Below are 13,055 nucleotides of genomic sequence, written 5' to 3'. Positions count from 1 at the left end.
CCCACCGGGTTCACGGGACCGGCCCCATCCGCCGTCGCAGCTCGCGGCAGAAATCCCTGGCCGTCCCCCAGAAGATGGATATCCGCCAGTCCTCGTAGTAACGGGCCACGTCCCGCTGGATCTGCAGGATGTCCGCCCTCGCGCCGGCGGGGGACGGCGCGAGCTGCACGCTCACGTGCCTGCGGCGGTTGATGCCGGGCACCGCCTTCACCAGGCTGTGGAACAGGAAGCGGAAGGTCCAGTCCTGCAGGCTGTACCCCATGAAGAGGATGGGCCTCCTGGTCAGTGCCTCCAGGATCGAGGTGGGCAGCATCCGCTGCCCGTCGGCCGCGCTGTCCAGCGCCAGGTTGGCGACGAACTCCAGGTAGTCGTCCTCGGCCAGCACGATCGAGGCCGGGTCTCCCAGCCTGCCGTGCAGGTGGTAGACGAGCGGCCTGTCAGGACGGGGGCCACTCCCGTCCCCGGCGAAGAGGTCCTTGGCGTAGGCGAGCCCGTCGTTCCAGGCGCACACCGCGACGTCGGGGCTTTTCCCCGCCGCCTCAAGCGACCGGAAGATGAAGTCGTCGTAGTTGGTCGTCAGATAAACCGGCAGCGGAAAACTCGCCAGCAGGCTGTGCGGTTCCAGCGGATCGAGGAAATCGGGGACCGCCCCGGCGTCCAGTTCCTGGCAGACCAGCCGTTTGACGTACACAGGGTCGCCATAACGCATGGCCGCGAACTGCGCGACCCGGGGAAGGTCGTAGTCGTTGTCGAATGGATAATCCCACCGGCGTGCCATGTTCCGGCTGAGCGCCGTCCCCGTGGGAAGGACACCGGCGCAGGCGCCCGACCCGAGAAACGGTGTGCAGTCCCCGTGTTTCAACTGGTCGAGCAGTCGTTCCCACTCGGCCTCCCCCATGTCGTGCACCTAGGGCACCACCTCGAAGACCGGGATTCCAGCGGAAACGGCTCCCCGGCGGCGCGTTTGCGCCGGTAGGGCACCCCTCCGCCCGTGGAGCGCGCCGCCTTGCCGTACGGCAGGGGCGGAACGCGGCCGCGCCCGTCCTCTCGACCGTCGTGAACGTCCGGGGGTGCGGGAAGGGTTCACCTCAGGCCTCTTCCCCGTATCGCGGCCCCGGCGTTTTCGAGTTTTTCCCGGCGTTCGGTCAACGAGACGCGGGACCTGGGGAGCGATCGGCCTCTTCTCGACGCCGTGAATATATGATCTTCACGCCCCATCGCGCCTCACATTCAGGTTTCGGTCAACCAAAAGCACACCACGACGCTATTCAAGGGAGCCTGCACCTTTTAGTGGCTTACGCGATTCTGTAATACCCCATCCCGTAAATCAACCTTCGGCGCCGGCGGCGCTTTCCTCGGGGAGGAGGAAGCCTCGCCACGGGGAGAGGGATCCGCTTCCGTGGCCTCGCGGCACGCGGGGCCCACTTCCCGAGAACGGGCCCAGGCGCCCGGAAATCACTCTATTTTACGAAATATCCTGTATACCCGTACAACATACTTACCGATGCCAACTCCACCCCCACCGGGAACTTCATCCCGAACAGCGGCTCACGTCCCGATCGGAGCGCCGCGAATTTCCGCACAGGCGTTCGGCCCGCCTCTCCTCAATGACCCCGGGCACTTTCCCCTATGCTGTAATCCCCCTGAGGCGTCACACGACCTGGTCTCGAAGCGGAGGCTGATCAGCGGTGCGCGAGTGGCCTTCGAATCTGGATGTCGAGGGTCTGACGGCCGGAGGCTGGCAGCCGACTCCGTTCCGCCAGTTCGTAGTCAAGATTCACAGCCGTTGTGATTTGGCGTGCAAGTACTGTTATGTGTACGAAATGGCGGATTCAAGCTGGCGTGACCGTCCCAAAGTCATGTCAGCCGAGATCCTCGCCGCCACGGCGGCGAGAATCGGCGAGCACGTCCGCGCCCACGACCTCGACACCGTCGAACTCGTCCTGCACGGCGGCGAACCGCTGCTCGCCGGTACGGAGCCGATCCGCGAGATCGTGACCCGCGTCCGCTCGGAGACGGCTCCCGGCACCCGTCTGAAGGTCAGCCTTCAGTCCAACGCCACCCTGCTCGACCTTCGCTACCTCAGGCTCTTCGACGAGCTGGGGGTCCGGGTCGGGGTGAGCCTCGACGGCGACGAGGCGATGCACGACCGCAGCCGCCGCCGCGTCAACGGCCAGGGCAGCCACGCGGCGGTCATGACGGCCCTCGGGCTGCTGACCTCGCCGGACTTCCGGCATCTCTTCGGCGGCCTGCTGTGCACCGTCGACCTCAGAAACGACCCGGTCGGCGCCTACGAGGCCCTCGCCGCCTTCGATCCGCCCGCCGTCGACTTCCTGCTTCCGCACGGCAACTGGTCGGCGCCCCCGCCCGGCCGGGAGGCGGGCGCCTGCGGCACACCGTACGCCGACTGGCTGATCCGGGTGTTCGACCACTGGTACGGTACGCCGCGCCGGCGCACGGACGTCCGGCTGTTCGGCGAGATCATCCACCTGCTTCTCGGCGGCTCCTCCGCGAGCGAGCAGGTGGGGCTGTCCCCGGTCGCGATGGTGGTCGTGGAGACCGACGGGGGCGTCGAACAGTCCGACCTGCTCAAGTCGGCCTACCAGGGCGCTCCCGAGACGGGCCTGCACGTGACCCGCGACCCCTTCGACGCCGCTCTCGCGCTGCCCGCGATCGCCGCCCGCCAGATCGGCGCCCTCGCGCTGGCCGCCGAATGCCGTCAATGCCCGGTGGGCGGGGTGTGCGGAGGCGGGCTCTACGCGCACCGTTACCGCGCGGGCAGCGGCTTCGCCAACCCGTCGGTCTACTGCCCGGACCTGCTCCGCCTCGTCGGGCACGTCAGGAAGACCGTGGAGAAGGACCTGGCGGCCCGGGTGGGAGCCGCAGCCGAGAGAGCGCGAGACGAAGGAGCACGATGAACCTGCGTGAACACCGGATTCCGGAGGAGATGTTCGCCGAGCTCGCCCGGGGCGGCGGCGGGACCGCGGCCGTCACGTGCCTGGCCGCGGCCCAGCACAGCAAGCACGTCCTCCTCGTGCGCGGGGTGCTGGAGGCCGCGCGGGCGTGCGGTCATCCCGAGGCCGCCGCCACCCGCCGCGCCTACGACCTGCTGGCCACGATCCAGCGCGCGCACCCCGGCGTCGTCAACGCCGTCGTCCGCCATCCGGCGGTGGGCGCCTGGGCACGGCGTACGATCAAGGCCCTTGAGTCCGGGGATCCGGAGGCCGCCCCCGCCCGGCTCGCCGCGCTCGCCGCGGTCGCCGCGATCCGCTCCGGCACGACCTGTGACATCGACGTCCCCGCGGTCGAGGGGGTGGTCACCCTGCCGTCCCTGGGACAGGCCGTCCTGTCGCCGACCGTCTCCTGCGTGACGGTCCAGTGCGATCCGGAGTGCGCCGAGGTCGCGGCAGAGGGGGTGATCGTCCGCATTCCCGCCGACCCCCGGCAGGACGCCCCCGGCTGGCGGGGGATGCGGGAGCTGTCCGCGGAGACGGACGGCACCCCGATCAACGTCGTCATCGACGACATCGACCCCTACCGCATGCCGGAGACCACGAACATGGGCGAGCGCCTCACCCAGGCCGAGGCGAGGCGCTGGCAGGAGACGCTGCACAGGGCGTGGGGCCTGCTGGTCCGCCACCATCGGACCACCGCGGATGAGGTGGCCGCGGCCATAACGGTGCTGACCCCTCTGCGGCCCCCGGCGCTGGGACAGTCGAGCTCGACCTCCAGGGAGACCTTCGGCTGCGTCGCGCTGTCGACCCCGCCCGACGCCTCGACCCTGGCCGTCACCCTGGCGCACGAGACCCAGCACGCCAAGCTCTCGGCCCTTCTCGACCTCGTCCCGCTGACCATGCCCGACGACGGGTCGCGTTACTACGCCCCCTGGCGTGAGGATCCCCGCCCGGTTCCCGGTCTTCTCCAGGGCGCCTACGCCTATCTGGGGGTGACCGACTTCTGGCGGCGTCAGCGGCACCTGGAGACGGGCCAGGCCCGGGTGCACGCGGACGCCGAGTTCTCCCGGTGGCGTGAGGCCGCCTCCATGGTGGCGCGGACCCTCATCGACAGCGGAAGGCTGACCGCCCCGGGCAGGACCTTCGTCACCGAGATGGCGCGCCGGCTCGACGGCTGGGCGGGCGAACCGGTCCCCGCGGGCGCACGGGCGATCGGTGAGGAGCGCGCGAGCCTCCACCGCGCGCGCTGGCTCAGGAACAACGGGCGGGCGGACATCTCCCCCGTGCCCCCTCCGGCGGGCACGTGAGTCACAGCGCGGGCGGGTCGAAGTCGAAGTCGAGCCGCTCACCGCGCATCGCCACCTTCACGTCGGGATGCTCGTTGGTCAGCACACGCTGGTAGCGCTCGAAGGTGTCGACCGCCAGGATGTCGGCCCATTCCTGCTCGCCCTCTGCGCGCAGGTCCGCGATCAGGTTGATGGCGCAGGCCAGGGTCAGCGGATGGTCGGTGCCCAGCAGCGCCCGCAGCTGCTCCAGCGTCCGTCCGCCCAGCTCTCTGGCGGTGTGCGTGTCGCCCTGGGCGGCCAGGTCGCTGGCCAGGTTGATGGCGCAGGTGAGCGAGTAGTGGTGCTCCCTGCCGAGTCTCACGTCGAAGCCCGCCAGTGATCTGCGGTCGAGTTCCGCGGCCTCGTCGACGTCCCCGTTGACGCGTATCAGCAGCGCGAGGTTCATGTCGCAGCCGTACTTGAAGGGATGGTCGCCGCCGTAGATGCGGGGGTAGCGGTCGGCGGTGTCCCGCAGCAGTTCGAGCGCCGCGGTGACCTCCCCCGTCGCGCGCTGCGCGTTGGCCAGGCACAGCGCCGCCGCGAGGGTGTCGGGATGGTCCCTGCCGAAGGTGCGCTCCTCGCGCTCGAAGGTCCGCTGGGCGATCTCCAGGGCCTCGTCGGTAAGCCCCGCCCTGCGTTTGGCGATGGACAGGTCCTTGGCCGTCCGCAGGGTCCAGGGGTGGTCGCCGCCCAGTTCCTGGACGCCGAACTCGTAGGCGTCCTGACCGAGGTCGCAGGCCTCCGAGTAGTTCCCGCTGAGCCTGACGACACGGGCGAGGCCGTTCCAGGAGGCCAGCACGTTGGAGGTGCTGGCGTCCGAGTTGGCCAGGCTCTGCAGTCTGTAGGCGTTCTCCTGGAGTTTGCGCGCCTCGACGTAGTTGCCCAGCAGGAGATAGTCGATGGAGAGGTTGTTCATCGCCCGCAGGGTCCGGCGGTGGCGAGGACCGAAGACGATCTCATGCTGGCGCCAGGACTCCTCATCGTGCCTGAGCGCGGCGGCGAAGTCTCCCCGGGTCCGCAGGTCGCCGCCGTGGCTGTTGGTGAGCAGGAGAGTCTCCTCGTGCTGCTCGCCGAGGATCGTCCGCATGCGGTCCAGGGTCCTGCGGTTGAGCTCGTAGGAGGCGCGGTAGTCACCGAGCTCGCGCAGGACGATGCCGAAGTGCCGCTGCGCGGAGAGCACGTACTGGTCGTCGGGACCGCTGTCGGCCCGCCACCTCTCGATGAGACGGCCGACCAGGTCACTGGCCGACTGGTAGCTCCCCGAGGAGTACAGGTAGCGCACCATGTCGAGGGCGAACCCACGGATGCCGGGCTTGCTGCTGCTCTCCACGTCCGCGGGCGTCACGTGCCCCAGCAGCTGGGAGTATCCCTGCCACAGGGCGTTGTCGTCGGGAAGACCCGGCGCCGCCGCCGCCAGAAGCAGGTGCGCCTCGTCGCGGTAGGCGGGGTGCTCCCGGGGGTCGAGGCCGTCGCGCAGCAGCGCCTGGACCAGCCGGTGGACCTGGATGGTCCGCGCGTCCGAGTCGATGCGCGCCAGGGCGTAGCGGCCGAGCTCCCTGATCGCCTTGCTCAGCAGGATCGGGTTGGCCAGGAGCGCGCCGAGCTTGGAGTCGGAGGCGAGGTCCTCGGGCAGTCCCTTGAACACGTCCCTGGGGATGGGCTCGGGACCGAAGAAGGCGCAGCATCGCAGCAGTTCGACCGCCTCGGGCAGCTTCGCCTGGAGCTGCGAGACCGACAGCGACCACGCCGCCGTCATGGACAGCGGGTAGTCCGAGGGTTTGTTGGCGTCGAGCAACTGGGTCGTCTGCTCACGCAGCAGCCGGAAGTACTCCTCGACCGACATCCCGGTCTCCGCCTGCAACGCCCCCGCCTGTTCGAGGGCCAGCGGCAGATCTCCCAGTTCCTCGGCCAGCCGCTCCGTCTCCTCGGCGCCGACCTTCCCCGGCAGCCGCTTGCCGAGGAACTCGACGCTCTCCTGCCTGCTGAACACGTCGACGGGCAGGGTCTCGACCACGCTCCCCCACGAGTGGTTGCGCGAGGTGATCAGCACGTGCCCCGGCCCTCGGGGCACGATCTCGTTGATCTCCTCCGGCTGCTCGGCGTTGTCGAAGATGAGCAGCCACTTGGAGTACGGCCTGCCCCTGCGCAGCGCGTCGAGCACGGCGGTGAACGCGTCCTCGATCCCGGTCGTGGTCAGGGACGGCAGGCCGAGGTGCGGCGCGAGACCGGCCAGTGAGGAGCGCACCAGTATGGGTTGGTCCGCCGGAATCCACCAGACCACGTCGTACTCGTGGCGGAAGCGCCAGGCGTACTCGATGGCCACGTGTGTCTTGCCCACTCCGCCGAAGCCGTGCAGGGCGTGGGGGACGACCGCGGTGACGTCGGACGTGACCGACTCGTGCAGTCTTTCGAGCAGGCTCTCCCGGCCGGTGAAGTTCTTGTTCTGCTGCGGCACCTTGCCCCAGACCTGGGGCTGGCGTCCCGGTGTCCGGGAACCCTCCGACGATTGTGCAACGGACACGCGACCGCCTCCACTCGCCCGATCCGAGATGAGTTTAGACTTCCGAACACGGCGCGCACCCATACAAAGAGGCCAGACTCCCGTTTCAATGCCACTAAATATGTTTTAGGGAGCAAATCGCCCGACTTCTTTGGTGAGCGCGGGTCGCCGGTCCCCCGATGTTAGGAGCCCCCGGCCGGACATGGAAGGATGACCGGGTAAGCCGAGCGGGCGGAAAACGGCACGGACGCCGGCCTCGCCTCCAAGCGCCAGGAGTCCAGATGAGCGAAAAGGCCACAGATTTCAGCAACGGCCTGATTGACGTCACCTCTTTGAACCTCGCCGACCTCGACCGGGTCGACGACTCTCGCCTCAGCCAGGCCTTGCGGCGCCTGCTCGACACCGAGGAAACCGGTCCGGTCGCCGGTTTCCAGTCGGCCATATAACGCCGTTCCATCCGGCCGGGAAACGCGCCCGGCGGCCGTGGGGCCGGGTTTTCCGAACCCGGCCGACGGCGATCGCCCCTCCCTCCGGCGAAGGAGACCGGAACCGATCCCCCCGGCGACTGGCCCGTCCTTCTCCTCCGCCTTATCGTGCGAAAAGCCGCTCCATCCCGAACGACCGTACGGCTCGATCTTCCTGGCCACCGCGCCGGAGCTCCCCAACGGCCCCGGCGGAGACAAGAACGGACGGGCGCCATGACGGACCCGGCGCAGGTGAGAGGTGAACCCGTCCAGCCCTACGTGGGGCTGCGTCCCTATCTGCGGGCCGACCACGCGCGTTTCTTCGCACGCGAACGGGAGACCCGTGAGGTCGCGACCATCTGGCAGGCCGCCGGGCTGACCGTGCTGTTCGGAGCGTCGGGGGTCGGCAAGACCTCCCTGCTGCACGCCGGGGTGCTGTCCCGCATCGAGACCGAGCGGGCGGACGTGCTGCCCATCGCCCGGGTCTCCCCGCGCGGGTTCTCCACCAGGGGAACGGCCAACCCGTACGTCCTGGCGCTGCTGTCGGCGTGGGCGCCGGACGAACCGTTGTCGGTGCTCGCCGGGCTGACGGTCTCCGAGTTCCTCGCCGGGCGTCCCGAGCGGACCGACCGGTACGGTGACCCCGTGCCGACCCTGGCGGCCGTCGACCAGGCCGAAGAGCTGTTCGGCGGCTCGCTTCGCGGGGAGGAGGACCGCGGCGCCCTGCTCGCCCAGCTGGTCCAGGCCGTGGACGAGCATCCGGGCCTCCACCTGCTGCTGTCGCTGCGCGAGGAGCACCTGGCCGCCGTGCTTCCGTACGAACGCCCGCTGGGCCGGGGGTCGCGGGCGCGTTTCCACCTGTTGCCCTTCACCCCCGCAGCGGCCCTGGACGCCGTGACCAAGCCGATCGAGGGCACGGGGCGGTTCTTCGCCAGGGGCGCGGCCGAACTGCTGGTCAACGACCTCCAGACGACCGTGATCGCCAACGACGAGGGGGACCGGACCATACTGACCCTGAAGTCCATAGAGCCGGTCCAGCTTCAGGTCGTCTGCTCGGCGCTGTGGGAGTCCCTGCCCCCCTCCCTGCGCGAGATCACCTCCGAGCACGTGAACCTGCACGTGAACGTCGACCGGTTCCTCACCGGGTTCTGCAGGACGGCTCTCGACGCCGTCGCCGCCGAGCACGACGTGCCCCCCGCGGAGCTCGGATACTGGCTGCGCAACGCCTTCGTCACCGAGCACGGCACCCGCAACACGGTCTACGAGGGTCTTCAGGAGACCGCGGGCATGCCCAACGCCGTCGCCAGGGCCCTGGAGGACCGTCATGTCCTGAAGGCCGAGCACCGGCTGGGAATCCGCTGGTACGAGCTGCAGCACGATCGTCTCATCAGCTCCGTCCGCGGGCCGGAACGCCCCGCCTCCTACCTCAGGGACGCACGGGAGCTGCTGGCCAGGCAGAGCTGGGAGAGCGCGGGAAGGCTCGCCGAGGAGGCGGCTCGTGTCGCGGAGTTCGACGAGGTGTGGGTGCGGGCGGAGGTGAAGGCCATCCTGGGGGAGGTCGCCGCCGCCCGGGGCGAGGTGGAGACCGCCCGCGCGCACCTCAGGGAGGCCGCTGAGACGTTCGCGGTGCTCCAGCGCTTCGACGGGGTGGCGCGGGCGCTGACCGCCGACGGGCGGCTCAGACTGGCGCAGGGTGAGTACGCCGAGGCCGTCGACGTGCTCAAGTCCGCCCTGTCGTGGGCCCCGAACGACATGTTCGTCCAGTCGGCGCTGGGGCAGGCCCTGTGGTGGCTCGGGCAGCCGCTCGCCGCCCTCGCGATGCTCAACGGAGCGGTGAACCTCGCCGGGGAGCCGCCGGTCGAGGCGCTGGCGTTGCGCGGTGAGATCCTCGCCGATCTGGGCAGGTCCGATGAGGCGTTGCGTGACCTGAACCGGGTGCGGCACCACCAGCGGGCCGGCACGGTCGCGGCCAGGGCGCTGGCCCTCGCCCAGGCGCAGCGGCTCGACGCCGCCGAGCAGGAGATCCTGGACGCCACGGGCGCGGAACCGGGCAACGGGCCGGTGCTGCTTCGGGCCGCACGGGTCAACGCGCTGCTCGGCAGGACGGGGGTCTCGGCGGATCTGGCCGCCCGCGCGCTGGAGGCGGGCGATCCCGGGCTGCCGCCGCACCTGCGCGGGCAGGCGGGACAGCTCCTGCTCAGGTCCGCCTGACGCCCGGCGCCGGGTTCTGCAGGGTTCGCTCCCCGGCCTCCGCCGCGTCGGCGGGGAGAACGGGGACCGGGGGGACGTCGTGCCGGGCGGCGTTCCAGATGTGGTCGAACTGCTCGACCCAGTATCCGTACCAGCGCTCGTCGCGCCCGCGGGTCAGTTCCAGGTGCATGCGGGAGGAGGTCGAGAGGTTGTGGAAGCCGTGGATCTCCACGATCACCCGGCCCGCCGGGGTGTCCGGGTCGAGGAGCACGAGGCTGAAGCCGGGGCTGTAGGACAGCAGGCGGTAGTCGAAGGCGCCCGGGGTCTTCCAGCGGCTCATCAGCCGCAGCCGTTCCATCGTGGTCTCCAGCGCGGCGGGCAGCCGCTGGACGGGGAACTCGACCGACTCGTCGAGCTGCCTTGACGCCTGTCTGACCGACGCCTCCTCGCGGGGGTCGAGGATGACGATCCTGACCCTGCCGTTCTCGCGCCGCAGCACGCTGTTGCGCAGGATCTCGCAGGTCTGCGCCGACAGCAGGTTGACGGCCGAGGGGGCGAAGACCCGGACGTCGCGCACCCCGGCGAACAACGACGCCGCCGGGACCGTGTCGTAGACCGACCGGTCGTACAGGACGCCCTCGGCCATCTCGGGGGTCTCATCGGGAAGCGAGCGGTAGATCAGCAGGCCGAGCCCCGACAGCAGCACCGCCCATCTGAAGTCGTCGTCCAGCCTGTCGCTGAAGAGCGAAACCAGGGCGTAGAGGACTGCGACGACGGTCAGGGCGTGGGCGTCGATGTTCCGCCGCTTCCTGAGGTCGCCGGCGACCCGCCGCAGCCATCCCACTTCGCCCCCCGGCTCCTTGGTCGTCCCCGGTCGTGGTGCCGATTGTCGCCCGCACCGGACCGGCGATCCATGGAGCCGGAGGTGACATCCAGGTTCGGCGGGCCGTCAGGAGACGCCGGCCGTACGGCGCCGCTGCCAGAGGTCGTCGAGGGCGAGAGCGCCACCACCGCTGAAGGCGATGGCGAGCAGGGCGCAGATCAGGGCCAGGACGAACTCGTAGCCCCCCTTGGCCACGTCGAAGCCGTTGGCGCCGTGGACGAAGACGATCGCCCCGAGCATGTCCAGGACGAGCAGGATCGCGGCGATCGGCAGGGCGGCGCCGAGAATGAGCGCGATGCCGCCGACCAGCTCGATCACGGCGACCGCCGGTGCCGCCAGGCCCGGCAGCGGTACGTCGATCTGCTCGAAGAAGGCCGTCGTGCCGCTCAGGCCCATGGTGGCGAACTTCTGCCAGCCGTGGACGACGAAGATCACTCCGACGCCGATCCGTGCCAGCAGCAGCGCGATCGGCCTCGCACGCTCAAGCCAAAACATGAGGACTCCCCATGGTCGTTCGAATTTGAACCACCACCTTAACTCTCTGGTTCAAATTCGAACAACCCATACACTGGAAAAGTGGCGGACACGAGATGGTTGAGTGAAGGTGAACTGGATGCCTGGATGGCCTACCTCAGGGCGACGCACCTGCTGGAGCGGCGCATCGAGGAGCAACTGAAGGCCGACTCTGGACTTACCCATCCCCACTACGAGATTCTCGCCAAGCTCTCGATCGCGCCGCAGCGGCGGCTGCGCATGAGCGACCTCGCCCGCAGGCTGGTCGTCTCGAAGAGCGGGCTGACCTACCAGATAGGGCAGCTTGAGAAACGAGGGCTGGTCGAGCGGATGGACTGCCCCTCCGACGAACGGGGCGTGCTCGCGGTGCTCACCGACGAGGGAGTGCGCTGCCTTGAGAAGACCGCGCCCGGCCATGTGGCCGTCGTCCGCGCCTTCCTGATCGACCAGCTGACCCCCGAGGAGCTGGCGACCATGGCGCGCATCATGTCGAAGGCCGCCGCGGCGATGTCCCCGAACGGCTCGCACGGCTCGCACGGTTCACCGCCCGGCTCCCCAGGCGAGTCGCAGGGTGGCTCCCCGAACGGAGACCGGCCGAGCCCGTCACAGGCCGACCCCGCCTGAGGGACCTCACCCCCGCCTCGCACGCCGTACGGCGAGGGCGATCAGCCGCATCTGCACGGCCGGCGGCGGCGGGGTCAGCGGCGCCGCGGCAAGAAGGGCCTCCAGCATGCCCGCAGACCCCCCACACTCCATGGACCCCCGGTACACCGGCCGGGTGCAGGAGCCGTGGTCGAGGAGCCAGGCGAGCAGCGTCCGGTCGGCGAGGGCGGTCACCGGCGGTACCGCGACCGCGACCAGGACAGCGCACCCCGCCCTGTCACGGGCCGTGTCCGTCCTGACCGCAACCGGCTGAAGACGCCTGGGAACCTCCATGAGGTCAGCCCGGCACGGAAACGTGCGGATTCCGTGCGGGAAACGTGGAGATCACGCACCAACCCCGGCGCCGCCGTCCTGGCGGCGCCGGGGACGGGGTCTCACAGGCTGGACAGGCCCAGCTCACGGGCGATGAGCATGCGCTGCACCTCGCTGGTGCCCTCGCCGATCTCCAGGATCTTGGCGTCGCGGTAGAAACGGCCCACCGGGTACTCGTTCATGAAGCCGTAGCCGCCGAAGATCTGGGTGGCGTCGCGGGCGTTGTCCATGGCCGCGTTGCTGGAGACCAGCTTGGCGATGGCCGCCTCCTTCTTGAACGGCTCGCCCGCCAGCATCCGCTCCGCCGCGTGGTGGTAGGCCAGGCGGGCGGTGTGGGTACGGACCTCCATGTCCGCGATCTTGAACTGGATGGCCTGGTAGTGGCCGATCGGGTGGCCGAAGGCCCGGCGCTCGTGGACGTAGCGCAGGCACTCGTCGACACAGCCCTGGGCCAGGCCGACGGACAGGGCCGCGATCGCGATGCGGCCCTCGTCGAGGGTCTGCAGGAACTGCGCGTAGCCCCGCCCCCGCTGGCCGAGGAGGTTGGCCGCCGGGACCCGGCAGTCGGTGAAGGACAGCTCACGGGTGTCGGAGCAGTTCCAGCCGACCTTGGAGTACTTCTTCGAGACGGTGAAGCCAGGCGTTCCCGAAGGGACCAGGATGGTCGAGATCTCCGGTTTACCCCCACGACCGTGGGGAGAGGCCTCACCGTCGACCTCACGATAACCGGTGATGGCGGCCACGCCGACGACGCCGGTGATGTCGGTGCCGGAGTTGGTGATGAACGCCTTGGAGCCGTTGATCACCCACTCGTCCCCGTCGAGCACGGCCGTGGTCCGCATGCCGCCGGGCACGTCCGAACCGCCGCCGGGCTCGGTCAGGCCGAAGGCGCCCAGAATCTCGCCCGAGGCCAGGCGGGGAAGCCACGTGGCGCGCTGCTCGTCCGTACCGAAGCGGTAGATCGGCATGGCGCCCAGCGAGACCGCGGCCTCAAGGGTGATGGAGACGCTGGAGTCGACCCTGGCCAGCTCCTCAAGGGCCAGGCAGAGCGCGAAGTAGTCGCCCCCCATACCGCCGTGCTCCTCCGGGATCGGCAGGCCGAACAGGCCCATCGCGCCCATCTGCCGCACGATGTCGTAGGGGAACTCCTCGCGTTCGTACAGGTCCCCGATCACCGGGGCCACCACGTCGCGGGCGAACTCCTCGACGGTCTTTCGCAGGTCCTCGTATTCCTCAGCGAGCTTGGGCATC

General features: G+C 69.7%; 11 protein-coding genes. 5 read left to right on the top strand and 6 right to left on the bottom strand.

Translation table 11 applies throughout. From position 1 onward, the window contains the following. Positions 1 to 10: 10 nt before the first annotated feature. Complete coding sequence (locus tag ACFOYY_RS34880) at positions 11 to 898, bottom strand: SIR2 family NAD-dependent protein deacylase (RefSeq protein WP_352011728.1); 888 nt, start codon at positions 896 to 898, stop codon at positions 11 to 13. A 790-nt stretch (positions 899 to 1,688) separates the two neighbouring features. On the opposite strand from ACFOYY_RS34880, the gene ACFOYY_RS34875 reads away from it, so the two are divergent. Beyond that, positions 1,689 to 2,918: an FxsB family cyclophane-forming radical SAM/SPASM peptide maturase gene (locus tag ACFOYY_RS34875; protein WP_386195418.1), complete on the top strand. Its 1,230-nt coding sequence runs from the start codon at positions 1,689 to 1,691 to the stop codon at positions 2,916 to 2,918. After that, positions 2,915 to 4,261, top strand: coding sequence for an HEXXH motif domain-containing protein (locus ACFOYY_RS34870; RefSeq protein ID WP_386195416.1), 1,347 nt, complete (start codon positions 2,915 to 2,917; stop codon positions 4,259 to 4,261). The genes ACFOYY_RS34875 and ACFOYY_RS34870 overlap by 4 nt, the downstream gene beginning before the upstream one ends. 1 nt (position 4,262) lies before the next feature. Here ACFOYY_RS34870 and fxsT read toward each other — a convergent pair whose 3' ends face one another. After that, a complete protein-coding gene (fxsT, locus tag ACFOYY_RS34865) occupies positions 4,263 to 6,800 on the bottom strand; it encodes an FxSxx-COOH system tetratricopeptide repeat protein (RefSeq protein ID WP_352011548.1) in 2,538 nt (845 codons plus the stop codon). Positions 6,801 to 7,060: 260 nt separating this feature from the next. On the opposite strand from fxsT, the gene fxsA reads away from it, so the two are divergent. After that, complete coding sequence (fxsA, locus tag ACFOYY_RS34860) at positions 7,061 to 7,225, top strand: FxSxx-COOH cyclophane-containing RiPP peptide (protein WP_352011547.1); 165 nt, start codon at positions 7,061 to 7,063, stop codon at positions 7,223 to 7,225. A gap of 252 nt (positions 7,226 to 7,477) precedes the next feature. Next, entirely contained in the window at positions 7,478 to 9,454 is a 1,977-nt protein-coding gene (locus ACFOYY_RS34855) for a tetratricopeptide repeat protein (RefSeq protein WP_352011546.1), read from the top strand. On the opposite strand, the gene ACFOYY_RS34850 is transcribed toward ACFOYY_RS34855, so the two are convergent. Together ACFOYY_RS34850 and ACFOYY_RS34845 are read right to left on the bottom strand one after the other, a co-directional pair. Further along, positions 9,441 to 10,277 (bottom strand): hypothetical protein, encoded by an 837-nt coding sequence (locus ACFOYY_RS34850; protein ID WP_352011545.1) that lies wholly within the window; start codon positions 10,275 to 10,277, stop codon positions 9,441 to 9,443. The genes ACFOYY_RS34855 and ACFOYY_RS34850 overlap by 14 nt on opposite strands. 105 nt (positions 10,278 to 10,382) lie before the next feature. After that, entirely contained in the window at positions 10,383 to 10,811 is a 429-nt protein-coding gene (locus ACFOYY_RS34845) for a DoxX family protein (protein ID WP_386195413.1), read from the bottom strand. Between the two features lie 81 nt (positions 10,812 to 10,892). Here ACFOYY_RS34845 and ACFOYY_RS34840 point away from each other — a divergent pair, with 81 nt between their 5' ends. Then, the gene (locus ACFOYY_RS34840) at positions 10,893 to 11,453 is read left to right on the top strand and encodes a MarR family winged helix-turn-helix transcriptional regulator (RefSeq protein ID WP_386195411.1); all 561 of its coding nucleotides are present in this window, start codon (positions 10,893 to 10,895) and stop codon (positions 11,451 to 11,453) included. Positions 11,454 to 11,459: 6 nt separating this feature from the next. Here ACFOYY_RS34840 and ACFOYY_RS34835 read toward each other — a convergent pair whose 3' ends face one another. Further along, positions 11,460 to 11,765: a hypothetical protein gene (locus ACFOYY_RS34835; protein WP_386195409.1), complete on the bottom strand. Its 306-nt coding sequence runs from the start codon at positions 11,763 to 11,765 to the stop codon at positions 11,460 to 11,462. 101 nt (positions 11,766 to 11,866) lie between these two features. Next, the gene (locus ACFOYY_RS34830) at positions 11,867 to 13,054 is read right to left on the bottom strand and encodes an acyl-CoA dehydrogenase family protein (protein WP_386195407.1); all 1,188 of its coding nucleotides are present in this window, start codon (positions 13,052 to 13,054) and stop codon (positions 11,867 to 11,869) included. Position 13,055: the final 1 nt, after the last annotated feature.

This window comes from Streptosporangium jomthongense (assembly GCF_042650425.1).
Taxonomy (GTDB): domain Bacteria; phylum Actinomycetota; class Actinomycetes; order Streptosporangiales; family Streptosporangiaceae; genus Streptosporangium.
This window is presented reverse-complemented; position numbering and strand designations above follow the sequence as displayed.

Coding starts and splice junctions, on each gene's coding strand:
- ACFOYY_RS34880 (WP_352011728.1), bottom strand. CDS start 898: ATGGGGGAGGCCGAGTGGGAACGACTGCTCGACCAGTTGAAACACGGG.
- ACFOYY_RS34870 (WP_386195416.1), top strand. CDS start 2,915: ATGAACCTGCGTGAACACCGGATTCCGGAGGAGATGTTCGCCGAGCTC.
- fxsA (WP_352011547.1), top strand. CDS start 7,061: ATGAGCGAAAAGGCCACAGATTTCAGCAACGGCCTGATTGACGTCACC.
- ACFOYY_RS34855 (WP_352011546.1), top strand. CDS start 7,478: ATGACGGACCCGGCGCAGGTGAGAGGTGAACCCGTCCAGCCCTACGTG.
- ACFOYY_RS34845 (WP_386195413.1), bottom strand. CDS start 10,811: ATGTTTTGGCTTGAGCGTGCGAGGCCGATCGCGCTGCTGCTGGCACGG.
- ACFOYY_RS34835 (WP_386195409.1), bottom strand. CDS start 11,765: ATGGAGGTTCCCAGGCGTCTTCAGCCGGTTGCGGTCAGGACGGACACG.
- ACFOYY_RS34830 (WP_386195407.1), bottom strand. CDS start 13,054: ATGCCCAAGCTCGCTGAGGAATACGAGGACCTGCGAAAGACCGTCGAG.